21 protein-coding genes and 4 pseudogenes are annotated in these 26,917 nt (G+C 59.4%); 19 read left to right on the top strand and 6 right to left on the bottom strand.

Annotation, left to right across the window (positions count from 1 at the left end):
• Positions 1–319: 319 nt before the first annotated feature.
• The 3 genes from OKW28_RS04535 to OKW28_RS04525 all read left to right on the top strand — a co-directional run bounded on the left by OKW28_RS04535 (position 320) and on the right by OKW28_RS04525 (position 5,364).
• On the top strand, positions 320–2,233 hold the full coding sequence (locus OKW28_RS04535) for an SMP-30/gluconolaconase/LRE-like region family protein (RefSeq protein WP_429443966.1): 1,914 nt from the start codon (positions 320–322) through the stop codon (positions 2,231–2,233).
• Between the two features lie 816 nt (positions 2,234–3,049).
• Positions 3,050–3,634: a hypothetical protein gene (locus OKW28_RS04530; RefSeq protein ID WP_429443965.1), complete on the top strand. Its 585-nt coding sequence runs from the start codon at positions 3,050–3,052 to the stop codon at positions 3,632–3,634.
• Between the two features lie 539 nt (positions 3,635–4,173).
• Positions 4,174–5,364 (top strand): M20 aminoacylase family protein, encoded by a 1,191-nt coding sequence (locus OKW28_RS04525; protein WP_429443964.1) that lies wholly within the window; start codon positions 4,174–4,176, stop codon positions 5,362–5,364.
• 53 nt (positions 5,365–5,417) lie between these two features.
• On the opposite strand, the pseudogene OKW28_RS04520 reads toward OKW28_RS04525, so the two are convergent.
• A pseudogene (locus OKW28_RS04520) lies at positions 5,418–5,633 on the bottom strand (hypothetical protein); the annotation flags it as partial.
• A gap of 267 nt (positions 5,634–5,900) precedes the next feature.
• Here OKW28_RS04520 and OKW28_RS04515 point away from each other — a divergent pair.
• From OKW28_RS04515 to OKW28_RS04465, 11 genes and pseudogenes are all read left to right on the top strand, one after another.
• A complete protein-coding gene (locus OKW28_RS04515; protein ID WP_429443963.1) occupies positions 5,901–6,428 on the top strand; it encodes a DUF4142 domain-containing protein in 528 nt (175 codons plus the stop codon).
• Positions 6,429–7,065: 637 nt separating this feature from the next.
• On the top strand, positions 7,066–7,347 hold the full coding sequence (locus OKW28_RS04510; protein WP_429446848.1) for a type II toxin-antitoxin system RelE/ParE family toxin: 282 nt from the start codon (positions 7,066–7,068) through the stop codon (positions 7,345–7,347).
• Between the two features lie 554 nt (positions 7,348–7,901).
• Positions 7,902–9,524 (top strand): group II intron reverse transcriptase/maturase, encoded by a 1,623-nt coding sequence (ltrA, locus tag OKW28_RS04505; protein WP_429443962.1) that lies wholly within the window; start codon positions 7,902–7,904, stop codon positions 9,522–9,524.
• Positions 9,525–10,044: 520 nt separating this feature from the next.
• Positions 10,045–10,503 carry a PepSY domain-containing protein gene (locus OKW28_RS04500; protein WP_429443961.1) on the top strand — a complete coding sequence of 153 codons (459 nt, stop codon included), beginning with the start codon at positions 10,045–10,047 and terminating at the stop codon, positions 10,501–10,503.
• Entirely contained in the window at positions 10,434–11,030 is a 597-nt protein-coding gene (locus tag OKW28_RS04495; RefSeq protein WP_429443960.1) for an undecaprenyl-diphosphatase, read from the top strand. The genes OKW28_RS04500 and OKW28_RS04495 overlap by 70 nt, the downstream gene beginning before the upstream one ends.
• A 67-nt stretch (positions 11,031–11,097) precedes the next feature.
• The gene (locus OKW28_RS04490; RefSeq protein ID WP_429443959.1) at positions 11,098–11,880 is read left to right on the top strand and encodes a COG4705 family protein; all 783 of its coding nucleotides are present in this window, start codon (positions 11,098–11,100) and stop codon (positions 11,878–11,880) included.
• Between the two features lie 27 nt (positions 11,881–11,907).
• Positions 11,908–12,360 (top strand): hypothetical protein, encoded by a 453-nt coding sequence (locus OKW28_RS04485; RefSeq protein ID WP_429443958.1) that lies wholly within the window; start codon positions 11,908–11,910, stop codon positions 12,358–12,360.
• Between the two features lie 11 nt (positions 12,361–12,371).
• Positions 12,372–12,761: pseudogene (locus OKW28_RS04480) on the top strand (hypothetical protein); the annotation flags it as partial.
• Positions 12,762–12,783: 22 nt separating this feature from the next.
• The gene (locus OKW28_RS04475) at positions 12,784–13,449 is read left to right on the top strand and encodes a response regulator transcription factor (protein ID WP_429443957.1); all 666 of its coding nucleotides are present in this window, start codon (positions 12,784–12,786) and stop codon (positions 13,447–13,449) included.
• Entirely contained in the window at positions 13,425–14,810 is a 1,386-nt protein-coding gene (locus tag OKW28_RS04470; protein ID WP_429443956.1) for a sensor histidine kinase, read from the top strand. The genes OKW28_RS04475 and OKW28_RS04470 overlap by 25 nt, the downstream gene beginning before the upstream one ends.
• A gap of 513 nt (positions 14,811–15,323) precedes the next feature.
• Positions 15,324–15,549 (top strand): annotated as a pseudogene (locus OKW28_RS04465) (tyrosine-type recombinase/integrase); the annotation flags it as partial.
• Positions 15,550–15,927: 378 nt separating this feature from the next.
• Here the strand turns inward: OKW28_RS04465 and OKW28_RS04460 are convergent.
• From OKW28_RS04460 to pepE, 4 genes are all read right to left on the bottom strand, one after another.
• Positions 15,928–16,740: a class I SAM-dependent methyltransferase gene (locus tag OKW28_RS04460; protein ID WP_429443955.1), complete on the bottom strand. Its 813-nt coding sequence runs from the start codon at positions 16,738–16,740 to the stop codon at positions 15,928–15,930.
• A 180-nt stretch (positions 16,741–16,920) separates the two neighbouring features.
• The gene (locus OKW28_RS04455) at positions 16,921–18,402 is read right to left on the bottom strand and encodes a M81 family metallopeptidase (RefSeq protein WP_429443954.1); all 1,482 of its coding nucleotides are present in this window, start codon (positions 18,400–18,402) and stop codon (positions 16,921–16,923) included.
• Between the two features lie 358 nt (positions 18,403–18,760).
• Positions 18,761–19,243 (bottom strand): porin, encoded by a 483-nt coding sequence (locus tag OKW28_RS04450; RefSeq protein WP_429443953.1) that lies wholly within the window; start codon positions 19,241–19,243, stop codon positions 18,761–18,763.
• Positions 19,244–19,282: 39 nt separating this feature from the next.
• A complete protein-coding gene (pepE, locus tag OKW28_RS04445; RefSeq protein WP_429443952.1) occupies positions 19,283–20,038 on the bottom strand; it encodes a dipeptidase PepE in 756 nt (251 codons plus the stop codon).
• 412 nt (positions 20,039–20,450) lie between these two features.
• On the opposite strand from pepE, the gene OKW28_RS04440 reads away from it, so the two are divergent.
• The 3 genes and pseudogenes from OKW28_RS04440 (at position 20,451) to OKW28_RS04430 (ending at position 22,809) form a co-directional block, all read left to right on the top strand.
• Complete coding sequence (locus OKW28_RS04440) at positions 20,451–20,651, top strand: DUF2905 domain-containing protein (protein ID WP_429443951.1); 201 nt, start codon at positions 20,451–20,453, stop codon at positions 20,649–20,651.
• Between the two features lie 88 nt (positions 20,652–20,739).
• A pseudogene (locus OKW28_RS04435) lies at positions 20,740–21,305 on the top strand (PDDEXK nuclease domain-containing protein); the annotation flags it as partial.
• A gap of 580 nt (positions 21,306–21,885) precedes the next feature.
• Positions 21,886–22,809: an NAD-dependent epimerase/dehydratase family protein gene (locus tag OKW28_RS04430; protein WP_429443950.1), complete on the top strand. Its 924-nt coding sequence runs from the start codon at positions 21,886–21,888 to the stop codon at positions 22,807–22,809.
• A gap of 168 nt (positions 22,810–22,977) precedes the next feature.
• Here OKW28_RS04430 and OKW28_RS04425 read toward each other — a convergent pair whose 3' ends face one another.
• The gene (locus tag OKW28_RS04425; RefSeq protein WP_429443949.1) at positions 22,978–24,408 is read right to left on the bottom strand and encodes an IS1182 family transposase; all 1,431 of its coding nucleotides are present in this window, start codon (positions 24,406–24,408) and stop codon (positions 22,978–22,980) included.
• A 1,394-nt stretch (positions 24,409–25,802) separates the two neighbouring features.
• Between OKW28_RS04425 and OKW28_RS04420 the strand changes: the two genes are divergently transcribed.
• Both OKW28_RS04420 and OKW28_RS04415 read left to right on the top strand, forming a co-directional pair.
• Positions 25,803–26,486, top strand: coding sequence for a hypothetical protein (locus OKW28_RS04420; RefSeq protein WP_429443948.1), 684 nt, complete (start codon positions 25,803–25,805; stop codon positions 26,484–26,486).
• A gap of 35 nt (positions 26,487–26,521) precedes the next feature.
• Positions 26,522–26,830, top strand: a complete 309-nt coding sequence (locus tag OKW28_RS04415; RefSeq protein ID WP_429443947.1) for a hypothetical protein — start codon at positions 26,522–26,524, stop codon at positions 26,828–26,830.
• The last annotated feature ends 87 nt before the right edge of the window (positions 26,831–26,917 follow it).

Raw genomic sequence — 26,917 nt, 5'->3', positions numbered from 1 at the left:
ATCAAAACGCGACTTGGTCCAGCTCACTCTTTTCCCTGCACGAAATCGGGCGACGCATCCAATCCGCCTCCACCATGGCGGGCCGTTCGAAGCCATCAATGTGCCCAATCGCACACTAACGCCCGGTTTCGTCTTCGAGCTTTGCGCCCGGAGCACTACTTTTAACGCACGTCGATTGACTGACAAAACCGGTGCGGAACACGCAGGCCTGAACGGCCCGCTGATTCCACTGCGTCCGGACCGCATCCAGCCGCTACGACGGAAAACCATCCGGTCACGTGATGGCAGCCGTTGCACGTGGTGCAAATGGAGCTAAGTCATGAAGGGAATCCGTGCCGCATTCCTTGCCGCAGTCCTGATCGCCACGGTTGCATCGGAGTGTCATGGACAGTACACCACCGACTGGGTGGCGAACACTTTTGGAACCAACGCCATGCGCGTGGGTAACGTCGCGCGTTCCATGTGGGTAGCGCCCGAGGGCGTCATCTATACGGCTTCCATGTGGGACGAAAACGAAGGTGGTATCGCGATCTACCAGAACCGTCAAAGCGTGGGGTCCATAGGGGCTCACGGTGAGTTCCAGGGTGGCGCTCTTACTGGGAATAGCACCTACATTTTCGCAGCGCTACAGTTCAATAAGGCCTACGGCAGTGGGGTCGTCGGCCGCTACAACCGCGCAACCCATGCCCGTGCCCTGATGATCGCGGTCAGCGCGGACACGACCGAACGGCGGGCGGACGTGATCACCGGGCTCGCGACGTGGGGTCAATTTCTTTATGCGAGTGACTTCCCCGGAAACCGGGTCCGGATCTATACCACCGCGGGGACCTGGGTGCGAGACCTCGCCGTCACGGGTCCTGGTGCACTCGCTATCGATAGGCATGGCAACTTGTGGATTGCACAGGAGGCTGCTGGTACGTTGCTCCACCTAAACCCCACGGGTACGGTGCTGGGCACCGTCGATCTTGGCACTGCTGCGCGTCCGTCAGCGCTCTACTTCGACCCCACGAACCAGCACCTCATGATCGGTGACGAAGGGCCGGACATGAACGTCAAGTCCTACGACGTGTCGGCTGCGCCCGTCCTGACAGGAACGTTCGGAGTCACGGGAGGATATCTTGACACTACGACGGGAACGAAGGGCCAGGTGGGACCGAAACGGTTCACGCGCGTAACGGGCCTCGGTAGGGACGCCGCTGGCAACCTCTATGTACTGAATAACCCGTGGGGCGGGACCTGGGATCTCGGCCGGAATGGTGGCACGGACCTACACGTCTACGACTATGCAGGTAATTTCCGCTACGCGCTGCAGTCACTCAACTTCGAGGGGATCGCTGCGCCCGACCCGCTGACTGACGGCACGTACTTCTTCGGCGGAACCAACATCTACACTGGCACCGCTGGGGGAACCTTCGTAGCGAATACCGTCGACCCTCTTACCTACCCGTCCGATCCACGTATCAACATGAGCGATCCGGGCCGCGGTGAGCACTTCAGTCAACTCGCTGCGGTCGGTGCAAACCGGATCCTTGTCGCAGCCGGTCAGAATCCGGACTTCTTCTACTTCTTCCACTTCAACGCTGCGAATGGCTACATCGCCATACCGGACGCCACGATTCCGGGTCCTGCGTTCAATACGACAGCAAGGATCAGGAATGGGTTCTGCCTTGACAGCAAGGGCGACGTCTGGGCCGGTTTGGACAAGACGAACGCCATCTGGCACTACCGGCTGACCGGCTTTGATGCCGACGCCCAGCCAACATGGGGAGTAGGAACTCCAACTCCCATTCCGAGTACTATTGCACCACTGACGCGAATCATCTACCTGCCGGAAAGCGACACCATGATTCTCGCGCAAGGCATTGTTGGAAGTACGGACTGGACGGCGATCGGAACGAGGGTCGAGGTGTATCACGGCTGGCTCGCAGGCAACACCTCCGCTCCTAATCCGGTGATCAACATCAACAGCGCCAATCCCAAGTCGATCACGGCAGTGGGCAACTACCTCTTCGTTGGATACGTGCACACCGTACCCAACATCGACGCCTTCAATCTCAACTCAGGTAGCCTGGACACCACGTTGATCAACAGCAGCCCCGATACCGTGTACGTCGGCAATGACGTGGATTCGATGTACGGGCTTCGATCGTATCGTCGGTTGACCGGGGAGTACGTGATTACGAAGGATAACTACAACGGCTCCAGCATCATTGTTTATCGTTGGACTCCCTGATCGCCCGGGCTCGCCGCGCCTCCGCTGCCGGCGTCGGACTGGCTGTCGCGTTGTCTGATTCTTCCAGACATGGTCAGGTGACGGATAATTCCGAGCGGTAAAGGCCTTGTCGGCGGAAGGAGAGAAGCGTTGGTGCCGGCGAACCGTTCCGAAAACGATCAGCCCGGGTTGGTCTGTCGATGCAGATCGCGTTGCCTGTGATGCGACGCTGTTACTGACGCAGCGAATGTCCGGTGTCTGGTTGCGGAGCTGACGTTCGAGTGTCTGTCTGTGGACGAAGTCGAACGGCCGTTGATGGCCGGCAGTACGCGTTCATCCACCTCTCTGGAAAGCTGCCGTTGACGACTCCAACGTCAGCTCTGTAGAAGGTTCACGCAACTGGTGCTCTCGGCCAACTGCGGCCATTCGCCGACGCTCTCGGATGGACATTCGAACGTCGGCTACGCCCAGGTAGCGGCCGTTGAGATGCAGATCCGATACGCCACACCCTCGGCCAATGCCGACGTTGGAGGTTCGATCGTGCTCGGGCAACCGCGAGAGCTGCCGCCCAGGAAGCAAAGCGTGTATCGGCGCTATGACATTCCGCTTTCAGTTCCCTGGACACGTCTGAATCTTGGCCGGAAAGTACGACTCAACTTCCTAATATTGTCGTGTGATTCGCGAGGCATTCCGCTAGTGAATTACCGAGCCATGTCCGCGTTTCGGCGGCATTCATGCGCCGGCCGTCCCTTCTGCACGCCATCGGAGTCCAAATAAAACACATTTCAGGCGGGGCGGCGTCCACGGACCTCTTAATCGTCAAACAGGAGATGAAAAATGACCCGCAACTTCTGGAAACAGGCGGTGCTTGCAAGCGCCGCATTGCTGACCGTAAGTGGTACGGCGCATGCAGAAGATAGGTGTTCCAACGCGACGCTCAAAGGCCTCTATGGCTTTTCGCTTCGCGGCGAATTCATCGGCTTCTTCGAAGCAGACGGCACTCCACACCGAATCCCCAATCCCTCCCTCGTTGACGCAGTGTTTATCCAGAAGTTTGATGGCACTGGCGGCTTCACCCGGTCTGACTACGTGACTAGTGACGGGTCTAAACGGCCCGGATTGACAGACCCGACGACCGGATTTGATACGGGCGAAACTGGCACATATACCGTCTTCCCGAACTGCACGGGCGTGATGCATATTACGTTTCCTGCTCCCATCGCTTCCACCATCATTGACGTTAGATTCGTGCTGACCGAAGGGGGCCACCGACTTCACGGTGTTGTAAGCCATCAGGAAATTGCCGGCCCTTTCACTGCGTCGAATGGAATAACAACCTGCGGCCCGACGCCGGCGTGCAACATGCGGGCTCAGGAAAGCGTGGTTGGCGAGAAGTTCGACGTGGAAGGACGAGGTCGCTGAAGAGGCGTTGGCGACTACTGGATCACTCTGTTTTGAGAGCTAGAGCGAACTGTGGCGATAGCACGCTTGTAGGCCTCGAGGACGCGAAGCAAGGCTGGTAGAGACGACTTTGGGTCGGGGGGCATCTGTTCGATTCGCTCGAAAGCGGTCATTGCAGCATCGCCACTATCGCGGCGCGGTGAATGGCGGGTATGCCGACATGCCGTCGAACGGACGAGGAGAGTGGATGGCCGTAGTACCCGCTACAAGCGGCCTTTGACTGCGCGCGGGCCTAACCGTCAGTTGTGGGTCGACTGCTGCCCGCCCCGACGGGCCCGTTAGGTAAAAGCCATCGGCGGCGAACCAGGCCGCCGTCGGAAAAAGCTGCCGAAACATCCGGCATCTTGGCCAAATAGCTCGAGGTTATCTCCGGTTGCGGCTGAATTCGTCTGCTATACCTGAGCGACATGTGTAGCGGTGCGCAAGTTGCTTTTGCAGCCCGTAAATGTTGACACGACCCAAAAGCCGCCGCGCCGACCCGGCACACGAAGGCTTCCCCGATGACTCTCACTTCCCGCTACACCGAAATCCCCGATCTCGCCGACGATGCCCCCTCCCTGCGCGAGATTCGCCACCACATCCACCAGCATCCCGAACTCGCCTTCGAGGAACTGCGAACGGCCGCGCTCGTCGCGGAGAAGCTTGCCGAATGGGGCTGGCAGGTGACGCGCGACGTCGGCGAGACGGGCGTCGTCGGCACGCTGGAGGTCGGCGAGGGCACGCGCAGCATTGGCCTGCGCGCGGACATGGACGCGCTGCCGATCGTCGAGCAGACCGGCAAGCCCTACGCCAGTGCGACCTACGGCAAGATGCACGCATGCGGCCACGACGGTCACACGACGATGCTCCTCGGTGCCGCGCGCCATCTCGCGCGCATGCAGCGTTTCAGCGGCACGGTGCATCTGTACTTCCAGCCGGCGGAGGAGCGCAGCGTCCCGAGCGGCGCGCAGAAGATGATCGCTGACGGCCTCTTCACGCGCTTTCCGTGCGACGCCGTGTTCGGCGCGCACAACCATCCGGGCATGCCGCCGGGTACGTTCCTGTTCCGCAAGGGTGCGTTCACGGCCGCGGGCGACAAAGTGACGATTACGATCAAAGGCGTCGGCGGGCACGCGGCGCGGCCGCATCTGACGGTCGATCCGGTCGTGGTGGCGTCGAGCGTCGTGATGGCGCTGCAGACCATCGTCGCGCGCAACGTCGATCCGTCGCAGCCGGCGGTCGTCACAGTCGGCTCACTGCATGCTGGCACGGCGAACAACGTCATCTCGAATTCGGCGAAGCTGGAACTGAGTGTGCGCTCGTTCAGCGAGGAAGTGCGCGCGCTGCTCAAGCGCCGCATCGCCGAGTTGGTGCAGGCGCAGGCCGCGAGCTACGGCGCGACGGCGGTGGTGGCGTACGAGGAGGGCCATCCTGTCGTCGTGAACACTGACGCGGAGACGGAATTCGCCGCGCAGGTGGCGCGCGAACTCGTCGGGGAAGAAAACGTCGTCGCGAACGCGGACATCCTGATGGGCAGCGAAGACTTCGCGTTCATGCTACACGAGCGCCCGGGCTCGTTTCTGTGCATCGGCAACGGCGCAGGCGAGGACGGCTGCATGGTCCACAACCCGCACTACGACTTCAACGATGCCAACCTTCCGGTCGGCGCGGCGTACTGGGCGCGCCTCGTCGAAAGGTTTCTCGCGCAATAACTTTTATCAAATTTTCTGCGCATGACGCTCGTCACGTATGGCCGAAGCGGCGGTCAGGCCGGCAGCGAGAAGTTTTCGATCGCTTCGCGCAGCACGTCGACCTGAACCTTCAGCGAGTGGGCGGCCACCGCCGCTTCCTCGACGAGCGCGGCGTTCGGCTGCGTGACCGGGTCCATCTCGACCACCGCGCGGTTCACCCGCACCGGACGTGCAGATCTCCCGCATTCGCCTCTCGGACAAGACATCACGCCTTCGTTCACGGCTCGCAACAAGTACAAGCTTAGACGTCGCAGGGGCGGTAGCGGCTTTGTCAGGTTGATGGGAAGGCGGCGGTAGAACGAAGTGATGAAGAAGACAAAATCTCGTCCGTGAGTGACCATACCAAGCGACTGCTCGCCGTTGAGACAGGCCACTCGACCGCGCGTCTCGGGCGCAAAATGGGAGCTTGGAAAGCAACGGCTACAACGGTACGGCAACCGGTCAATGCAGTACCGCAGCAGACTTGTCCGTTCAATGGTTCGAACCGGAGGCGAAAGATGATCCCGAGCCGCAAAGCTGCCGCGCTGGTGTTACTCGCTGCATTGTCGCTGCGCATGTATGACGTACACGCGCAACACACTGACCAGCAAATCGCCGCCATCCTCATGGTTGCGAATCGAGCCGAAATCGAGGCGGGCAACCTCGCGCTAAGCCGAAGCCAGAGTAGAAGCATCCAGAATTTCGCTGGAAAAATGATCGCAGAACACAGGGACTTGTATCAATCAGCCGTCGAATTGACGCAGAGGCTGATGCTCTACCCCGAAAATAGTAGGATGAGCGAGGCGTTTCGGACCGAAGGGGATGACAACCTCGCCAGGTTGAAAGCGGTCGATGAGTACGCGTTCGACGGAGACTACCTCTATCAAGAGATCACATATCACCAGCAATTGGTTCATGCGGTGGACAACACGCTGATTCCCTCCGCGAAGAACGCGCAACTGAAGGCGCTGCTCGTCAGAGCGCGCGTGATTTTCATCTTGCATCTCGACTATGCGATTCGACTGCAATCGGCACGGGTCTGGTAATCCCCAGGGGATTCGGGTGAGCCAGCCTCGCTTGCGAGTGCACCTTCGCTGATGCCGACAATGCCGGCTTCGAGCTGATGTGCGACGCGCTCGATACTGCGCACGTCCCGATGCATTTCAGGCGGCGTCCGCCGATTAAGTAGCGCCCATATGCACACTTTTTGCGCAACCGACACCAACGAATTTCACTGCGGAGCAAGTCATGCCGGCCCGGGCGAAGGCATTCGTCGACTTTGCGACGGAATACATGGCAACGGTGCTCAACGCTCACAGCACGCAGTGACGAAGCGTCCCCTGGCTGCGGCGACGTGCAGATTCCGTCGGTGAGCGACCAAGGCGGCCGGTGCGCGCCCACGGGCGAATGGCCGTTGTAGCTAAGGAAGCGCCGCTAGAATCCTCGCGACTAACCGGCCTATATTGGGTCGCGTGCTGCCGATCGACGCTTTGCGAAGTTCAGGGCTCGCGTGCGAATTTCATGAGGCAGTGATCGGCCACGGCCAGTCGAGCGTGGTGACCGAAAAAGCGGCCACTCGGCGGTACTTCTGCCCACAATTACGATCCGCGTCCGACGATTTCGCACGAGGACGTGATGAAGAAGGCCGAAACACACGCATCGAGGCGATGCGCAAGGGCAAGCGTGCGAAGGCTTGAATGGAAGGTGCAGGCAGAAAATGACCTGTTTGATATCCTTGATTACATCGGTCAGGACAATCCCGATGCGGCGCTCGAACTGGTGCGGAAGATCCGCGCGAAGGCTGACGGCCTCCGCACGCGGCCCAGGCTGGACCGCGCCGGCCGGATGCACGGCACGCGCGAGATGATCGTGCATCGCAACTCGGGGTGCCCTCAAGAAACGGATTTTTTCGTACGCGTGCGACGTGAAGTCGCGCCAGTTATCGTCTCGGCCCGCAAGGGATAGTGAGACTCGTTGTTCCCTCAGCGATAGCCTACCGGGGCGAGCGTGGCTGGTAACGGCCGGGTTCGGAGCCCTCGGGACAATGAAGTCCTTCGCATGAGAAGAGCGTGCCGCGAGGTGCGCTCAATTGCTGCCAGCATCGGGCGGCAGGGACGCTAGGCTGGACAGGATGGTCAACGTAAGTGAACCGCCGCAACTTTCGTTAAATTTGACAAGCCCAAGATGCTGGCAGGCTTGGACCAAAAGGTATGTGACGGGTTGCTCGATACGTGCTGCGAGCAACAGGGACAGACAGTCACCGGAAGAAAGGCGGGACCTAAGCTGTTCGTGTAACTGGCGTGGAACACGGTAAGCCCGAATCTTCGCCCTCGTGGCAGGCGAACCGCAAGGAACGCTGACGGGGATGCGGGTAGAGGATGGTCGAGAAAGCGAATGCCGCCCTGTAATGGGGTGGATAGGGGTTGAGCTGCTAAGCGACATCACCCCACGCGAAAGCGCGCAGACTTCGACCGGGTCGTTCTTGACGAGATAGTTTGGTGAACCTTTACAGGAGGGAAATGCAAATGACGGCGTATGCAGCACGCGCTGGCGCGCCCTCCGGCGACGCGGGGCACTGGCATGCGATCGATTGGGCCGCGTGCTACCGGGAAGTCAGAAGGCTGCAAGCACGCATCGTCAAGGCGACGAAGGACGGCCGCTGGAACAAGGTGAAAGCCTTGCAATGGCTGCTGACCCACTCGTTCAGCGGCAAGGCACTTGCCGTCAAGCGGGTGACGGAAAACCGAGGCAGGAAAACGCCGGGAGTCGACAAGGTTACATGGTCTACCCCGGACGCCAAGTATCACGCCATCGAGACGCTGCATCGGCGTAGCTATCGGCCGTTGCCGTTGCGCAGAATTCTTATTCCAAAAAGCAATGGCAGGAAAAGAGCGCTCGGCATTCCATGTATGCGCGACAGAGCGATGCAAGCGCTTCATCTGCTTGCTCTGGAGCCTGTATCGGAAACGAATGCTGACCCAAATTCTTATGGGTTTCGTCCGGAAAGGTCCACAGCGGACGCGATCGAGCAGTGCTTCATTGCGCTGGCGACGAAGCGCGCTGCACAGTGGGTTCTAGAAGGCGACATTCAGGCCTGTTTCGATAAAATTTCTCACGACTGGATCATCGCTCACGTCCCAAGCGACAAAGTGATGCTCTCGAAGTGGTTGAAGGCAGGATACCTCGAAGATCGACAGTGGTTTCCAACCGAGGCGGGTACGCCACAAGGCGGTATCATCTCGCCCGCGATCGCGAATTGGACTTTGGATGGTTTGCAACGCCAACTGGCAATGACCTTTGGGCAGCCGCGCTGGATCGGTGGCAAACAGATCAGTTCAAAGATCAATTTCGTTCGATATGCAGACGACTTCATCGTTACTGGCCCCTCGAAAGAGGTTCTGGAAAACGAGGTTCGCCAAGAGATCGATCGTTTCTTGCGAGAGCGAGGGTTGCTTCTCTCGCCGGAAAAGACACGAATCACGCATATCTCGGAAGGGTTCGATTTCCTTGGGCAGAACGTTCGAAAATACAATGGCAAGCTGCTGATCAAGCCATCAAAGAAGAATGTTCAGGCGTTTCTGACGAAAATCCGCTCGATCATTAGAGAAAACCGGACGGCCAAACAACAGAATCTGATTGGCCTGCTGAACCCGGTGATCAAAGGGTGGGCGGACTATCATCGACACGCTGTTTCCAAGAGAGTCTTCGCACGCGTTGATTCAGAGATCTGGCGGGCGTTGTGGCAATGGTGTTGTCGCAGGCATCCCAACAAGGGGCGCCACTGGATCAAGCATCGGTACTTTCGATGCGTTGGGACACGGAACTGGACCTTTGCTGCTGAAACGGGAGCACGTTGGCCGGATGGCAAGCCGATCGTGACAACGCTTCGCTACGCGGTAGAGGTTCCAATCCGGCGGCACACGAAGATCAAAGCGGAGGCGAACCCCTTCGACCCGGCCTGGGAAGGCTACTTCGAAGAACGTCAGGGTTTCAAGATGCTGCACTCGCTCAGCGGCCGAAAGAAGCTGACTCGGCTTTGGCTCGCTCAACAGGGTATCTGTTGTGTTTGCGACCAACGCATCACCAAGGGCACGGGGTGGCACGTTCATCACATTGTCCGACGTGTTGACGGTGGGGGGTAACGCGTCACGAAATCTGATCATGGTTCACCCGAACTGCCACGCGCAAATTCACAGCTTCGAACTATCCGTGACGAAGCCGGCTCCATGTCAGGGGCTTTGAACGGCGTGAGCGGAGTGCGGCGAAAGTCGCACGCTCCGTTCTTGGGGGGCGGCGGCGCAGCGATGCGTTGCTGCTACCCGCCTAAGCGCCTACGCCAGGCGTTTCGAATGTGTTTGCGCGACCCGCACCCGCCACTCGCGAGCACTCATCAACGGTCCGGTTTCAGATATGTATGAGACGGCTGTCGGAGTAGTGACAGTCCCATGATTGTTTATACGGCAGCCGTCCCTATGGCCCGAGTACTAATTGAGCGGGAGGACCATCTATCTTGGGGTCGTCTCAGAAACGGAAAACAAAAGCACGCTAAGCCATTACCTGCCGTCCTCGGCGATAACGGCGACGGCTTGGCTCAGTAGCAGCTAAGTCTGCTTGCGTAGCTTCTCCATCGTGCAAATCCCTGCACTCCTCTGGAGAAGCATCATGTACCGCTACACCAAACTTTCCCTGCTGGCCATCGCCATTGCCACGACTGGCGCTGTCGCCTACGCCGCCAAAGGCGGCATGGAGATCGACGCCCTGGCGATCAGCAAAGCAAAGATTCCGCTCACCCAGGCTGTGACCGTTGCCGAACAGCACGCCAATGGCAAGGCGTCACGCGCCGAGTACGAGAACTCGAAACAAGGCTGGGTCTACGATGTGGAAGTCGTCAGCGGCGCCAAGGTCTTCGACGTTCGGGTCGATCCTGACAAGGGCACGGTCATCTCCTCTGCCGAGGACAAGGGGATCACGATGACGACCACGACAAGCAAGACTGACACCGCCAGTGTGGCCGGATCACGCGTGACGCGGCGGTCCGGCCCGGAGACCTCATGGAACATCTCAATCAAACACTCTTTCTATGGCTCAACGCGCCTGAACACCCGAATGCCCTCGTGTTGACGCTGACCACTTTCCTTGCGGAATGGCTTATCTGGATCATTCCTGCCCTGATCGGTATCGGCTGGTTGCGCGGCAACGAGGGGACTCGGAAAACGATGCTCATTGCCACGGCCTCGGGTCTGATGGGGTTGCTCATCAACCAACTCATCGGCTCGGCCTGGTCGCATCCCCGGCCTTTCATGATCGGGCTGGGTCATACGCTCATTCCGCACGTCGCTGATTCATCATTCCCGAGCGACCACCTGACGCTGTGGTGGTCGGTTGCCCTTAGCTTCTTGCTTCAGCAAAAGCTGCGGCGCGCAGGCGTCGCATTGGCCTTGTTGGGCGCACCCATCGCCTGGGCGCGCATATACCTGGGAGTTCACTTCCCGCTCGACATGCTCGGAGCCATCGCTGTCGCTGCGCTCAGTGCCTGGCTGACGTTGCGCGCCGCAGACTGGTACCTCGGGCCGAGCTACCAGCTTGCCTCTGGCATCCATCGCAGGCTTTTCGGCAGGCTGATCACGCTGGGATGGGTGCGCGACTGAACCTATGGCTCGGCTAAGTCAGCCTGGTCAGACTGATTACAAGACCTCACATCGGCAGGAGAACACCATGAACAAAATGCCCACGGCCAGCTTCACAGGCTGGCTCAACAAAGTCCCGGAAGTCGCGCTGTCGTTCTGGATCATCAAAATCATGTCCACCACGGTGGGCGAGACGGGAGCCGATTTCCTGGCGGTCAACGCAGGCTTGGGCCAAGGCGTGACACGCACGGTCATGGCCGCCTTGCTGGCGGCAGCCCTATTTATGCAGTTGCGCACCAGCCGCTACACCCCCTGGATTTACTGGCTGACGGTGGTGTTGGTCAGCGTGGTAGGCACCCAGATCACCGACTTGCTGACCGATGGCCTGGGCGTCAGCCTGTACATCAGCACCTCGGCGTTCGCCGTGGCGCTCGCCGCGATCTTCTTCGTCTGGTATCGAGTCGAGCGCACCTTGTCCATCCATGACATCGTGACGCGCAGTCGAGAGCTGTTCTATTGGGCTGCCATCCTCTGCACCTTCGCGCTGGGCACCGCTGCTGGCGACTTGGCGACCGAGGCATTGGGCCTAGGCTTTACGTGGGGCGCGGTGGCGTTCGGTGCGCTGATCGGCATTACCTACGCCGCCTGGCGCATGGGTGGCAATGCGGTACTGACCTTCTGGATCGGCTACATCTTGACTCGTCCGTTTGGGGCCGCGCTCGGCGATCTGCTGACGCAAGCCAAGACCTACGGTGGCCTTGGCATGGGTGCCATGTGGACCAGTGCCTTGTTCCTTTCGGTGATCGTCATGCTCGTGGCCGTCGCACAGATCGGCATGAACGGAAGCCGCTCTGCGCGAGCCGCCGAGTAACCCTCTTTCTACTCTCAAGGAGAAATCATGCCCACGCAGCACTCAATCGCTCGTCCTGTGGCCGCCGTGTTGGCAGCCGTGCTCCTGGCCCTGGCGGCCGGTTGTTCCAAGCCAGCCGATCAGAGCAGCGCGAGCACAGCACTTACCACACCGGCCCAGACTGCCTCGGCACCGCAGGGCAAAACCACCTCCAGACTGGGCGACCTGTCGGCGTTCCGCAGCATCGCCACGGATGTGGCCACCATTGTGGACAAGGGCGATCTGCCCGCAGCCAGGATCCGCATCAAGGACTTGGAAGTCTCGTGGGATTCGGCCGAGGCAGGTTTAAAACCACGGGCAGCCGAAGACTGGCATGTGCTCGACAAGGCCATCGACAAGGCGTTGGCCGCCCTGCGTGCCGACTTGCCGAACCAGGCGGATTGCAAGGCAGCCATGGCGCACCTGCTGAAAGCCTTCGACGCGCTGCAAGGCAAGGCCTGATTAGCGAGTGGTCCGTGTCTGTGAGTAGCGTCAGTTCGCCCAAGGCGGAAGCCTTCTACTGGCTGACGATCATGTTCTCCCAGACCTTGGGTACGGCGTTGGGTGACTGGACGGCTGACACGGCGGGCTTGGGTTACACAGGCGCGGCCATCGTGTTCGGCGGGCTGCTCGCCCTGGTCGTGGCAGCCTACTACTGGACCGGCGTGTCCCGCACTCTGCTGTTCTGGGCGGCGTTCATCCTGACCCGCCCGCTGGGTGCCGTGGTCGGTGATTTTCTGGACAAGCCGCTGAGCGCGGGCGGTCTGGCCTTAAGCCGCTACTCGGCATCGGCCGCGCTGCTCGCTTTCATGCTGACGGCTATCCTGCTGTTCAGGCAGCAGGCGGCCAGGACGGCACATTGAACAACGATTGAGAGGAGGGCGGATGCGGGTATTGCTGGTCGAAGACGATCCCATGATCGGTGAAGCCATTCAGGGCGCATTGAAGGATGTGTCATATGCGGCTGACTGGGTGAAGGACGGGCAGACGGCGCTCACGACACTGGGGTGCCAGCACTACGACCTGGTGCTGCTCGACCTGGGCCTGCCCGGCAAGGATGGGCTAGAGGTGCTGGCCAGCATCCGTGGCAAGGACAACCCGATTCCCCTGCTCATCATCACGGCGCGCGATGGCCTGGATGACCGCCTGCGCGGCCTGGACGGTGGGGCCGACGATTATGTGCTCAAGCCCTTTCAGATGGCGGAGCTGCTGGCCCGGATGCGCGCCGTCCTGCGGCGCAAAGGCGGCACCGCAGTGCCCGTTCTCAGCAACGGCGTGGTATCGCTCGATCCGGCCACGAAGGAAGCCAGCGTCAACGGTGGCCCCTCGGCGCAACTGTCCAACCGTGAGTTCTCGCTGCTGCAAGCCTTGCTAGTTCGGCCTGGGGCCATTCTCTCGCGCAGCGAGCTGGAGGATCGCATCTACGGCTGGGGGGAAGAGGTCGAAAGCAATGCCGTCGAGTTTCTGATCCATGCGCTGCGGCGCAAGCTCGGCAGCGAGATCATCAAGAACGTAAGGGGAGTCGGATGGATGGTCTCAAAAGGCGCTTGAACGAATCGGTTCGGATCAAGCTGTCGTTCACCCTGTCGCTGGCCATCCTCGTGGTGGCGATCGTGGCCGGCGTCTTCTCGTTCCTGTCGGCTTTTGACGAGGCCCACGAGCTACAGGATGATGCCCTGCGCCAGGTGGCGCAGCTCATGGATCGGCAGCGCCTCTCACCGGCCTCTCCAACCACAGATGCCCGTCTCAAGGATGGCGATGAAGAATCGCGCGTGATCGTCCAGCGCTTGGGCGAGGCCAGTTCCTTTCCGGCAGGCGTGGATGCGGGAGGAACACTACCGCTACCGGCCACACTGGCCGATGGGCTGCATACGCTGGAGGTTGGCGGCGAGACATTCCGCGTGCTCGTCAAGACAACGACTGCTGGCGAGCGCATTGCCGTGGCGCAGGAATCCGGCTTCCGCAATGAAATCGCCCGCGATGGGGCGCTTCGCACTGTGATGCCTTTCCTGATTCTCGTTCCGGTTCTGCTGCTGATCGTCGCCGACCTGGTGCGCAAGATGTTCCGCCCCATCGCCGCGCTCTCCAAGGAAATTGACCAGCGCGCCGAGCAGGAACTGCACCCCGTCGAAGACCGTCACCTTCCGGTCGAGGTGCGGCCGTTCGCCGTGGCGATCAATCGCCTGCTCGCCCGTGTCGGCCAGTCCATGGAGTCACAGCGCCGCTTTGTGGCGGATGCCGCGCACGAGCTGCGCTCGCCACTGACCGCCCTTTCGCTGCAAGCAGAACGACTGGCGGAAGCGGAAATGTCCGGCCTGGCGCGCGAACGATTGACGGTGTTGCGCCAAGGGATCGAGCGCGGCCGGAGCCTCCTGGATCAACTCCTGACCTTGGCCAAGGCGCAGTCGGCCGCCGACTCGCCGAAGTCGCCTGTATCCGTCCAGGGCATCTACCGCCGTGTGCTGGAAGACCTCATGCCGCTGGCCGAGGCCAAGCACATCGACATCGGTGTCGAAGGCATGCAAGACGCCGAAGTTTGGGTGAGCGAGCTGGACATGATCGCCGTGGTCAAGAACCTGGTTGATAACGCCATCCGCTACACGGCAGAGGGAGGGCGTGTCGATCTTTCGGTGGGTGTGTCGGACGGCAAGGCCGAGTTGCGCATCCAGGACAACGGACCAGGCATCCCGTTGACCGAACGGGAGCGGGTTTTTGACCCCTTCTACCGCACGCTGGGCAGCGAGCAGATCGGTTCTGGCCTGGGGCTGTCCATCGTCCAAACGATTGCCAATCGTATTGGTGCGGAAATTCGCCTCGACTTCTCTGACCTGGAGAAGCTAACCGGTCTGGACGTCACCGTCCTCTTTCCGACTGCCGCCACAGTCCATGCAGTTCAGAAGGAGTCAGATTAGGCTATACCTCAACTGGACGTCAGGCCAACCCTCGAAACACGTCAGACTAGAGTTGGTTTCGTACGCCCGGGGAAATCGGGGCGCTGCTGGGAACGGGCGCAGACACGATGGGAGACCGCGGCGGGCAGGAACCATATGGACCTGATCCGCCAACTTCCCTGAAAAACGATGCGTTTTAACTTCCCTTTGCTGCCCGCCGAATCCGGAATCCCCGATTCCCGGTGGTCCGATGCCGGCATGACAACCTTTCGCGCGAGTGAGCCGGGCTACCGGTCGAGCCCGGATGCGGTCCGGGTGCCGCTTCAGAAGATCGAGCCGCCGTTTCGCAATCCCGAAGTGATGCGCGACTGGCGCGGATTCGACCGGACGCGAATGGTCGATGTTCTGAGCGGGCTGGCAACCGGCGCCAAGATGCCGCCGGTTCCCTTCGTCGCCTTGCCATCGGCCGACTATCCCGCCGCACCCTTCGCCTATCGCGTGTGCGACGGCTTTCACCGGTTCTACGCGTCAGTGGCGGCAGCGTTCGCGATGGTGCGGCGCCGCGCGCTTGCAGCGGGCATCGGCACGGTGATCGGCAACCACACGTTCCGCGCGACCGGCATCACCGCCTATCTGAAAAACGGCGGTACGCTGGAAAACGCCGCGGCGATGGCCAACCATGCGTCGACGCACCACGCAACTCTACGACCGCCGCCGTGACGACATCAGTCTGGACGAGGTGGAGCGGATTCGCGTGTAATTACTTCGCATTACAGAGTAAATAGACTGTCTCTAACCGGCCAACTCCCGACGCTCACTTAGGCAATATCAGTGACCGCTATAGGGTAGATACTGTTGAAAAAGTCGCTGACCGTCTCTGTCGCGAGGTTTTCAGGGGTCTTCTTACCCTTGGCCGGCACGCGCGAGCGGTTTGTAGGCCGATCTGAGAGGTCGATTTTCGCGCAGGAAAACTGAGAAAGCGACGGGGCGACTTTTTCAACACCATCGGGTAGGCTACGGACATTCGTTACGCCGGGGGGCGGAATGTGCGATATCTTGCGATCCTCGCAGCATGCCCGAACGCCGTTATGCCCGTGTGCCTATGAACCTTGGGTAGCCGGAAGTTGCGGCGAAGTCTCTAGATTTTTCGCGCAGAAGCCAGCACGGCGGGCATCGGTACCCGAACCTCTCCGTCAACTCGATATTCCGCCGCGCTTTCGGACACTGCCTCTTCAATTAACGCCAACGCTTCCGGCGTTTGCGCCTTCAGGATTGCGGCCACGCGCACTCCACCGCGCATTAGGGCGTGAAATGGGGTTTCCGGCGCGCGAATACGCCAGATTTGGGCGACGTCCTCGACCTTCGGCTCAACGAAGCAGGCTTCGAGCAGTACGCGCTCGCATTCACGCCAGTCGCTGAAGCGAAAGAACGGGGGCGCCTGCGGAAGATCAACGTTTAGGTTGCCGTGTGCTGCTATCGCTTTAAGGACCATGTCGATTCCGGCGCACTTTTCCGGGCTGGCCCAGACGGTGAAAGCGATTCTTCCGCCCGGACGCAGTACGCGATATGCCTCCGAAAGCGCCTGTTCGGGATGGGGGAAATGGTGCCATCCGAAATTGCTGCCTACCGTGTCGAAGCTCTGGTCGGCGAACGGCAGCGCTTCAGCATTTCCGAAACGAAATGCGAGCGCGGGATAGAGTCTTCTTGCCTGCTCGACCATCGCGGCTGCGAAGTCGACGCCGACAACGTTCGCCCCTCGTGCCGCTGCCGCCGCAGCGAGATAACCGGGACCTGTCGCGACATCAAGCAGGTGCATGCCGGGCTGGAGATTGAGCGCATCAAGGAGTGCTTTAATCGATTGATCTGTTAAGGTCGCGTAATACGCGTGATATGGTTGGGCAAGCTTTTCCCAGCCTTGTCTTTCGAAAGCGCTGAATGCATCCTCTTCCATGTTAGTGTCTCCAAAGGTTGCCTGCCCAAAGTTCCCAACGGGTTTATCTCTGCGCCGCTAGAGTCCCCTGCGAAGGCATCAAACACCGGGTGTCGTATAGCGCCAGAAGCAGTGGAATCCTCGATAAAACGACGCGATCGCACATGCACAGTGCAGGGGGGGGCGCTGGTAGGACGTCGTCTATAGCACTTCGACGCCGGGCCTCAGCTTTTCATAGTGAAGCTGGTGCAAGTCAGCAATGTTGGGTCCCGAAGCGGCGACAACGAGAATCGCATCGGCCAGTGAAGCAAAGTCGGCCCGGAATTGCACCGTACTCTTGAGCATGAGAATGCGATATTCCGCCGGATCGGCACCGACATGCCGGAACATCGCCCGGTCGCCTGCCTGCTGCTTACGGGTGGACACCACGATCTCGACGGCGTCGGGGCCCCCGCATCGCACTCGGGCCATCGGCCCGAGGCTCATTCGACAGCCGCGATAAAACGGACCTGTACCGAGGAAGGAGCCGCTGCCCAACGCAAGGACTTCAAACGGTGCCTGCAAAGGCGGAGCACCTGTCGTGCTGTCCGCTGCCCCCAAGGGCGCATCAAGAACCGCGCCGACGCCAGCTTCCGTGGCCAACCGTACAAATTCAGCGTCGGTCAGCACACCAGCACAAACCCGTCTGGCGCCCCTTCGTACTAACTCACGCAAGATTTCAGTTGTATCGCCGTTGCCACCTCCGCCCGGATTGTCTTGCGAATCGGCAAGTATCACGGCGCCTGCAGCGGGGCGGCTAGCGTACTGCATTGCCAATTCGACTGCCTCTGCCGGCGTGTACAGGCGTCCGCAAAAACCGCTGCGCTTCTCTAGAACGGCTTCGTTCAACCGGTTGACGACGGCTTCGACCACCCTTTGATCGGATCCGTAAGCAAGGACACTCGGGCCGCTGTCATAGGTATCCGCGAGCGGAAGACCCGGCAAAAAATCGGCGGAGACCAGATCAACCGACTCCATGGTCGCACCGAGAGTGGACAGACTGCACATCGGTTCGGTCAAGGTGCTTTGCCATGGAACAGGGATCAGGAAAGGGAGTTGCCGATAGCCTTTGTACAGGTCAAGACCCGCAAGCAGTGGGGCCATCAGCTTCAGCGCCCGATGTCCCGTTTGCGCCATGTCGACGTGAGGGAAGGTGCGATAGGAAACGAGGCCGCTCGCAAGTTCGACCATAGCCGGCGAGACGTTCGCATGGAGATCCAACGCTGCGACAATCGGCAGTTTTGCCCCGACCAGCTCACGCAAGCGTCGGAGTAACTCGCCCTCTCCGTCGTCCACGTGCTCGGCCACCATAGAACCGTGAAGATCGAGGAAGAGACCATCAAGCGGCCCTGCATCGTGGATCAGGCGGCAAAGCATGAAGCAAATGGCTTCAAATGCGTCCTCGGTTACCATGCCGGACGGATTCGCCGACGCCCACAATAGCGGAACCAGTTCGTGAGACGATCGCGCCGCGGCGATAAATCCTTCGACGGCAAGGTTGGCGTTAGCTACCGCATCGAACATTTCGCGCCCGACGAGCAAACCCGGCCACGCATCAGCCTGAACAAACGTTCTGAACGTGGCCCGCGTGGAGGCAAATGTATTCGTCTCATGCAAGAAGCCAGCGATTGCTATCCTTGCCATGCGATTACCTTTCGGTGGGTAGGCGTCCGCCGTTGGTTAACTCAGCTGCCGCGCAGTCAGATATAAACGCTTCCTTGAATGCGGAGAAAAGGCCTCTGGAGGCGCCGGACATGTGTTCAGTAAAGTCGCCTTCCGCTGGTCAATCAAGCTAATTTGCGACGCATGAAGTAAGTGGCACACGTAGTGCTCACGATGTTAGGTGGAGCGAATCTATGTCCTGTAAAGGGCGGAGGTGTGAGGAGGTTGGGAGGTTGGAGCGGCGGGACATACCTCTTCGCTCTCCAGTGTCGTTGAATTCTCGTAGCGCCCGATCGGAAGACCCATACGCGACCGACTGTAGCAGCTGTCCGAGCGACCACTATTTCCTCATATCATCTGCCCAGAGGCAAGAGCGCTGACCCGTGAGATATACCTGCCATGAGTTAGTCGGCGCAGCGCCGACGCCCAAGGGGTCCACGTAGTACAGGATCGTGTTTGCGGTCGTGTACTGGCGGCCGAGCGCGAGTTCGCCGTATCGATCGTGGCCGAGCTTCACGTACGCCTGGCGGCCGAAGAGCTGTCCCTGCTGGTCAAGCTTGCCGCTTTTCGCCAGGAAGCCGTTTTCGAGCCTGAATCCCGCTTTCCAGCCACCCCCGAGATCCTCGTTGCCCAAAAGGCCAAACCGGCTGCCTGCCAGAAAGCCCTCATTGCCCTGCTGGAGCGACCAGGTGGAATCACCGGCCGGATTAGTGTGCGTCTGATAGCTCACCGCCTCATCAATTACCCCATACAGCGTCACAGCGGAATGCGCGTGCACACTGGCGCCCATGGTCAGCGAGATGGCGGTGCATTGCTTCATCATTTGTAGTGTTCTCCCTGATTACCTGTCTTTTGAACATCCTTACTTCTTGAAGTCCGGCCAGCCATCGGCAACAACCGGTCCCTTGATCCGCGCGAGGGGGAAGGACTCGTTTGATGCGATGTTGACGGTCGTCGTCGAGTCGACGAAGTGAAGTGCGCCACGCTCTCCGAGCACAGTGCCGGTCACCCCATCAGAGAGCAACGCAGATCCTTCGGGAAGTGCCAAAACCTGCTCGGGCACATTGATCTCGAGGAATTCAGCGAGACGCTCTTCCCGGCTCTCGCCGTTGTGTCCCACCGGCTTGCCGCTGATGAAGTGCGGATTGATCTGGAAAGGCACAAGTCCGAGCGCGCGCAGCGTAGGTGGCTGGACGATGGGCATGTCATTCGCGGTACGGATAGTCGGGCAAGCTACGTTGCTTCCCGCGCTCCATCCGATATACGGCGTGCCCGATTTCACCTTTTCCCTGATGACGTCGACGATGTCGGCGTCGTACATACGTTTAAGCAGCGCAAACGTATTTCCACCACCGACGGCAATCGCGTCGGCCTGCTCCACAGCCTTGCGTGGATCCGGACTGCGGTGGATCGCTTCGAGTTCGTAGCCGAGCTTTTCGAAAACAGGCTTGACGATCCCTTCGTAGGTATCGAAGCTGAACGTCACGCCCGCGTAGGGAACGAAGACGATCTTGCGTTTCTCGCGGCGCAGGACCGCGTGAATCTGTTCGGGAGCGTGTTCAAGGTAGCCAAGGTTGTCCTTGCGCGAGCTACTCATCAGCAAAATGCGTTGTGTCATGATTGCCTCGTCGGCTATAGCCGGTCAGTGCGTGATGGCTGCGCGAATCAGCGCGGCCGTTTCTGGTTGCTTGCGCATCCTTGGTCATTGGCGCAGTGCAATCATTCCGAGAAAGCAAAGTCCGGTCTTCGTCCATCATGGGACGCTCGCGGCGGCGTTCTGAGAGGCGGCTCAGGGTCGTGAAGAGCCCGCCGTGTCGCCCGTGAACAGACATCGGTCGGCGCGTGCGCCGTTGGCCAGATCTCGCTCCCTCAACGACGACCTTGCATTGTTTGGCCGGCTCCCTCCGCTGCGCGCTTGATGAAGGCCAAGCTGGGGGGCGCAAAGGGCGCGCCCGCGGCCAGCAGCTCTGGCAGGTCCGCATGCGTGGGCCTATGATGGCCCCATCCGCTACCGTGAGTGACTGCGCCCCATGAGCCGTTTCCTGATCGTCGTTGGCATACTGTGCATTCTTGCCGGCCTCGGATGGCACTGGCTCGCGCGCATCCCGTTCGGCCGACTGCCTGGCGACGTTCATATCGTCCACGACGGATTCAACTTCCACTTCCCGATCATCACGTGCATCGTGATTTCGGTCGTGGTATCCGCACTGTTGTGGTTCTTGCGGCGTTGAGAGCGGTGCGCGTCGGCGCACACAATGACGCCAATTGTGTAGGCGCGAAGCGGTCGGAAAGTGGATCGCGCGCTCAGTTGTTCGGAAATCTGCGACGCCAGCGCCGACGGCAAATTCCGGATCACCGATTCGGATTTTTTCGCTCCAGCAACTGGCTGAGACCTTTCCGCTTTCCTGGACGCACTATGTCCACCTGATGCGGCGTACGCGTTCGCCTTAAGAGCGTCGCTTTTACGAAGCCGAGGCGTTGCGTGGCGGTTGGAGCGTGGGTTAGCTGGACTGGCAGACTGGCAGATTGGCAGATTGGCAGATTGGCAGCCAAGGTTCCACACTCGCACGCTGATGTCCCAAAACAAGCGCGCGATGCTGGAGAGAGGTAGCATCGCGCAGCACGGCGATGCAGTCACGCCCGAAGAAGCGATCAAGGATCCGTACGTCCTCGAACTCCTCGAACGCCTCGACCTGAAAGACGAATATTCGGAGACGCGGCTCGAGGAAGCACTGATCCACCGGCTTGAGGACTTCCTGCTCGAGCTCGGTAGTATGGGCCGCCAGCGACGCCTGCGAATCGGTGACAGCTGGTTTCGCGTCGACCTGTTGTTTTTTTACCGGCGCTTGGGATGCCTCGTCATCATCGATCTCAAGCTCTGGTCTCATGGTCAGCGACCGCAGGAGGAATACATGGAGGACAAGGGACAATTCCAAATCCAGATCACCGTCGTGCCCGAATTGGCCGATTCGTTGCGGGCGCGTGGGCTGCAAGAGGGGTGCGATTTGCTCGATGCCGTCTTGCGTCAGCGCAACGCCTCGTTGAAGTGCCAGTTCGACGTATTCGCCGATTACGTCGAGGAGGCGGAGCATGCGGGTCGGGACCAGTATCCGCTGTATCAATGGACGAAGGATACGATCGGCAACCCCCAAGAAAAAGGCGAAGTACCTGAAGTCGCTTACGGTGTACGTGGGCGGCGAACAGGTCTACGACGAGGAAACAGCCGACTGGCTGCATGCAAAACTGTCGGCAGTCTCGCCCCTGCCCGCGAGCAAGTCACGAAGGTCTCGCGTCACGCAGGATCGCGGTTCAATAGTGTGGGAATTGACGTTGGGTGCGGTGCGCTCGTAAGGCCTTTCCCGGTGTGCCAGATCGACCGGGTGCCTCTGGTTGATCTACTAAGCAGGTGCGAACATGGCCGCTGTCCTTCTGACTGGCGCAAGCGGTTTTCTAGGTGGGCATTTGTTGCGTGAACTGCTTGCTGCGGGTCACGAGGTGCGGGCGCTTTCCCGTCGAATTGATTCCGACGCGATCATCGCCGAGCAAGGCGGTGTGCCAATTCGCGCCGAGTTAGCGGATCCCGCATCCCTGAATGTCGTGCTGGCCGGTTGCGAGGCGGTGTTTCATGCAGCGGCGGATACCAGCATGTGGAAGACGAGGGCAGCGACGCAGACGGCCACCAATGTGCAGGGGACCGAAAACCTGCTGAGAGCGGCCGAGGCGGCCGGTGTGCAGGCCTTTGTGCACACGTCTTCGGTCTCGGCGTACTCGCACCTCGCGCGCGAAACGCTCAATGAATCAGTGCCGCAGCGAGGGGCCGAGAGCTGGATCAATTACGAGCGCACCAAGTTCCTCGGCGAACAGGCCGTGCGGCGCTCCAGCGTGCCGTGGATTGTCTTTAACCCCTCCCACATCCTGGGTCCGGGCGACCGTCACAACTGGGCCCGTCTCATCTTGATGGTGGACCGCGAGGAGCTACCGGGCATACCACCGGGCAGTGGTTCTTTTGCCGATGTACGAGAGATCGCCAGGGCTCAGCTGTGTGCTTGGCAACGGCGGCGGTTTGGCGAAAGTTATTTGGTCGGTGGCGAGCATGCAAGCTACGTCGACCTCGTGCACCGCGTGGGCGCTGCATTGTGCAAGCGCACACCTGGCGATGCCACGCCGGCGTGGGCATTGATGGCATTCGCTCACCTCGCCGAAGCATCGTCGTGGCTCACTCGAAAGGAGCCTGACGTGACGCCCGAAAGTGCGACGCTGGTCTGCGGAACACTCCGCGTCGATTCGACGAAGGCCATGCGTGAGCTGAACTATGTTGAAACGCCGTTGGACAGCCTGCTTGCAGATACAGTTGCCTGGATGAGGAAAGAAGGCTTGGTCGGGCGCTGATTGCAATCGTCTCGTGGGGCAGCGATCGGCCCAGACTGTGTCAAAACGCGTGGCCACTGGGAATTGACGAAACCTGTTCCGGCGCATGTCGCGGCTTGTCGTTTGCGGCAATCTGAACGCAAACCACAACCGAACATATCGCAAAGGCTCAACAACCCCGTACGGGCATCACGCCCGCATCGCCTTCATAACCGCTTCTGAACCGAGTAGCTTGATCACTCGCTTCATGTTGTACGCCAGCACGTGCAAGCTCATCTCCGTACTCACCCGCTCGATGGTCCGTGTCAGGAAATGAGTGGCGCCCATCCATGCCTTGATCGTGCCGAACGGGTGCTCGACAGTCTGTCGCCGGATGCGCATCATCTCAGGCGCATGATCAAGTCGCGCCTGCATCTCATCGAGAACAGCCTCGTGCTCCCAGCGTGTCACGCGACGTTGAGGACCCGGCGTGCAATCCCCCTTTAGTGAGCATTGCTGGCAATTTGAACTCCAGTATTTACTGATCTTCAGACCGCGCTCAACAGTTGAGAATCGCCAGATGAGCCGCTGGCCCGCCGGGCACCGATATTCGTCCGTCTGTGCGTTGTAAATGAAGTCATCCTTGCCGAAGCGGCCATTAGCCGTTGCGCTCGATGTCACCGGTTTGGGAACGAGCACGCTTATTCCAGCCTCATGACATGCGAGTATCTCCTCGCTCTTGTAGTAGCCGCGATCCGCAACTGCGGTGAGCTTGTCGACGGCCATCTCATCACGCGCCAGCTTCGCCATCGACGTCAACTGATCACGATCAATGCCATCATTCGTAACGACGTGCGCGACGATCAGATGGTGCTTCGTGTCAACCGCCGTCTGGACGTTGTAGCCGACGACTCCCGTTCCTCGTGTCTTCATCGAACGGGCATCGGGATCCGTGAGCGACACCTGTCGGTCCGGTGCTTCGTTCAGCTTAACCTCGATTTCCTTGAGGCTTCGCATCTGTTCCTTCAAGGCCGCGATCTTGTCTTGCAGTCGCTCTGTTCTGGCCTTCGCGATTGCAGGCTCCTGACGATCGGCTGTGTCCATCGCCTCGAGATAGCGAGCGATACTTGACTCGATGTCGCGCATGCGTCGTTCGAGCTTGGCGCTTGTGAAGTTGCGATCACGATGGTTCACCGCCTTGAACTTGCTGCCGTCGATCGCAACGAACGCTTCAGCGAAAAGGTCCAGACGCTGGCATAGCATGACGAACTGACGACAGACGCTGCGGATTGCTTTGCCGTTGTCTTTACGGAACCGAGCAATGGTCTTGAAGTCCGGCGCCAAGCGGCCCGTGAGCCACATCAGTTCGACGTTGCGCTGAGCCTCGCGTTCAAGGCGACGGCTGGATTGAATACGGTTCAGGTAACCGTAGATGTAGATCTTGAGCATCACCTCCGGATGATACGAAGGCCGCCCTGTCAGCGCTGGCTCAACACCTTCAAACCCAAGCTTCTGAAGATCAAGCTCATCTACAAAAACATCGACTACACGCACGGGATTGGTGTCCGTCACGTAGTCGTCAAGTGCTTCAGGGAGGAGAAAGCTTTGTGTACGACTGTCGCCTTGAACGAACCGCTTCATCTCGCCCATCCTCCGCTATCGGATGAGCCATTTTAACCTGTCAAAATGGCGTTTTGACACAGTCTGGGCCAGAAGCTGTCATTGCGGCGTTCCTCGACAGGGACATTCCGACGTCGGCTCGATCAACGACAAGGGACGCTCGCGGGACGGCTTGTGGCAATCTTCGCCTCATCGTCGAGCAAGCTGGCTCACTCAACGGCTCTCTGACTGTCGGCATCGCCGAGCGACACGGTGATGGCGTATCCTTTACCAAATGCGGCGATGACAATAACACCGACATCGTGCGTAACCGGTGGGGGCGGGGCATCTTCGCGTCGCTACGCCGCCGCCAGACCTATCGCGCTTCGCCCTTCAAGGACAAGCGGGGCGTCGAACCCGGCGGAAAGGTTTGCGACAAACAGAATGAGCTACGCTGCAGGCTTTTTGCAGGCTACGACCATGGAGCGCTCATGGGTGTGTGCCCCAGAGAACCCCCCGAACCTCCAGAGAATCCGCCGCTGACCATTGACGCGTTTTCATCGCTTCGGTCGAGGACATCATAGCCGGACGACTTGCAGAGATCGCCGGCCGACTGAAAGCATTTATCCCAGCCCCGCGCGAGCCCACTGCAGTTAAGGGTGTAGGCCTTCCGGCCGTCAGAGGAATAACTCTCGTGCACGGTAGCGCACCCCGACATTGCGGCTACAACCGTTAGGAATATAAACGTACGTTTCATAGATGCGTCGTTCTTTGAATTCGTAGAGCAATTTCGTTGGGCTAGGGAGGATAATACGCAGTGATTTTTTTCAAGTCTTTTTCAGCTTCCCAGATCCGCACGTTGTCTAATTCATGGAAAAGAGGCGTCTTTTTCGCCCAATTCACTTGATGGCGTTCCGTCGCCGTAGTCGGGGCGCCTTGCGACCGACCTAATGCGCTAATGAACACCCAAGAGACGCCTCATGTGTAGTCAGCACGAAAGCAAGCTGCCTGCCGTAAGGCTAAGATCGGCCATGAAGCGCAATTGGTCCGCACCATAGCTGGGACATTCGAGAGTCGGCTCCGCTCAGCAAACGGCCATTCACCGCGCGACGACTTCGAACGGCTGCTACCGTGGCCCTCGCTGAATGCTTAAAACTCGACCCCAAACTGCCATTCAGCAAGCCTGGGGGATGCGATTGCGCGCTCCGGCGCCTCTTCAGATGCCGCAGCTCCGGTTTCGGCTTCGCGGCGCCAGGCGCGGTTCTCGGTGCGCAAACGGGAGGCGATCAGAGATCACGGCTCGTGATCTGTTCGCTAACTAGGGCAGACCGGCCAAAATCTTGTCGCCTTCCGACTCGGCGATTTCGACGACGTCCCTGCAACTAGCATCCATAAACGGGCACAGTGAGAAGCCGAATAAACCATGGGAGAAAGCAATGGCAAGCGTGCCACTCAATATTGACGATTCGGGCTGCAGCCTTGAAATCAGCGTCGACGAGACACCGGCGAGCTCATGTCGTGCCCGGGGTGCCCGGGCCGGTGGCAAACAAAATGAAGCAGCATTATTTTGCAGTGAGTTTCTCTCTGTCGACATCGATCAGATCGTCAGCGATCTAAATGAAAAAGGATATTACGCCTTCCCCTCGGCGATATCGCAAGACACGCTGAAAACCATCGAGCGCGACGCGACGCAATCGAGAATTGGGCTGAATGAAAACTCCATCAGCGGCGTCTACTCCGAGAAACAGTACTACCTGACCAATCTTCTCGCAGTTTCGAAGACCTTCTACAACTTTGCCACCTCGTCGTTCGTGTTCAAAATCTGCGAGCGATATCTGGGCAATGAATTCCGGTTGAAAGCGCTGCGTTACTATGAAACATATGGTGGACATCATATGCAGTGGCACACCGACAACAAGACGGACAAGGCATTCGCTCATATTCCGGGAATCATCTTTATTTTTATGTGTCGGACGTCGAGGATGGCGAATTTCAATATATCGAAGGCTCTCACCTTTGGTCGGGCGAAAAGGCATATAGCAACTATACCGACGAGTTCATCGAAGCGAACTACGAGTCCGCGATCAGAAGCTTCAAGATGCCAAGTGGCTCCTTGCTGATCTACAACACATACGGCATACACAGAGCGAGACCCGTGAACAACAAGACTTTCGTCAGGAAAAGCGTCTTCTTCCAGGTAGACAGCGAAATCGAAAGGTCCGAGCCGATTATCGTCAACACTGAATTCATGACCCGGTTGAATGACCAGATCTCGATGTTTTTGGGCTTTGGGAAAGCGTCCGACTATGAGGTCTTTCCAAAAACCACGCTGAACTCCTTGACCCTCGACAAGAAGATGATCCGCGTGATGACGAGGTATGTTTTGTATCGCCTCTCCCGCGGGGCTTTTTCCAGACTCCCGCAGTCTGTCCGACCCGCTGTCAGGCGGCTCATCAAAAGGTAATCGGTTGCGAGGCGGTTTGCGTGCTCTCTTTTATACTGCCTTAGGGAGTCCTTCTTGACCAAGCTTGTTGTCCATTGCCACGGATGA

Origin of the sequence: Paraburkholderia sp. 40, assembly GCF_050434105.1 — a bacterium.
Taxonomy (GTDB): Bacteria; Pseudomonadota; Gammaproteobacteria; order Burkholderiales; family Burkholderiaceae; genus Paraburkholderia; species Paraburkholderia tuberum.
Note: the sequence above shows the minus strand (reverse complement) of the source record. Positions and strands in the feature narration are given on the sequence as shown.

Bases quoted from the DNA above. Each gene is read 5' to 3' on its own strand.
- OKW28_RS04470 (WP_429443956.1), top strand. From the start codon at position 13,425: ATGGATGGTCTCAAAAGGCGCTTGAACGAATCGGTTCGGATCAAGCTG.
- ltrA (WP_429443962.1), top strand. From the start codon at position 7,902: ATGCAAATGACGGCGTATGCAGCACGCGCTGGCGCGCCCTCCGGCGAC.
- OKW28_RS04535 (WP_429443966.1), top strand. From the start codon at position 320: ATGAAGGGAATCCGTGCCGCATTCCTTGCCGCAGTCCTGATCGCCACG.
- OKW28_RS04420 (WP_429443948.1), top strand. From the start codon at position 25,803: ATGGCAAGCGTGCCACTCAATATTGACGATTCGGGCTGCAGCCTTGAA.
- OKW28_RS04440 (WP_429443951.1), top strand. From the start codon at position 20,451: ATGAGCCGTTTCCTGATCGTCGTTGGCATACTGTGCATTCTTGCCGGC.
- OKW28_RS04530 (WP_429443965.1), top strand. From the start codon at position 3,050: ATGACCCGCAACTTCTGGAAACAGGCGGTGCTTGCAAGCGCCGCATTG.
- OKW28_RS04495 (WP_429443960.1), top strand. From the start codon at position 10,434: ATGGAACATCTCAATCAAACACTCTTTCTATGGCTCAACGCGCCTGAA.
- OKW28_RS04525 (WP_429443964.1), top strand. From the start codon at position 4,174: ATGACTCTCACTTCCCGCTACACCGAAATCCCCGATCTCGCCGACGAT.
- OKW28_RS04490 (WP_429443959.1), top strand. From the start codon at position 11,098: ATGAACAAAATGCCCACGGCCAGCTTCACAGGCTGGCTCAACAAAGTC.
- OKW28_RS04485 (WP_429443958.1), top strand. From the start codon at position 11,908: ATGCCCACGCAGCACTCAATCGCTCGTCCTGTGGCCGCCGTGTTGGCA.
- OKW28_RS04450 (WP_429443953.1), bottom strand. From the start codon at position 19,243: ATGATGAAGCAATGCACCGCCATCTCGCTGACCATGGGCGCCAGTGTG.
- OKW28_RS04475 (WP_429443957.1), top strand. From the start codon at position 12,784: ATGCGGGTATTGCTGGTCGAAGACGATCCCATGATCGGTGAAGCCATT.
- OKW28_RS04500 (WP_429443961.1), top strand. From the start codon at position 10,045: ATGTACCGCTACACCAAACTTTCCCTGCTGGCCATCGCCATTGCCACG.
- pepE (WP_429443952.1), bottom strand. From the start codon at position 20,038: ATGACACAACGCATTTTGCTGATGAGTAGCTCGCGCAAGGACAACCTT.
- OKW28_RS04425 (WP_429443949.1), bottom strand. From the start codon at position 24,408: ATGAAGCGGTTCGTTCAAGGCGACAGTCGTACACAAAGCTTTCTCCTC.
- OKW28_RS04460 (WP_429443955.1), bottom strand. From the start codon at position 16,740: ATGGAAGAGGATGCATTCAGCGCTTTCGAAAGACAAGGCTGGGAAAAG.
- OKW28_RS04515 (WP_429443963.1), top strand. From the start codon at position 5,901: ATGATCCCGAGCCGCAAAGCTGCCGCGCTGGTGTTACTCGCTGCATTG.
- OKW28_RS04455 (WP_429443954.1), bottom strand. From the start codon at position 18,402: ATGGCAAGGATAGCAATCGCTGGCTTCTTGCATGAGACGAATACATTT.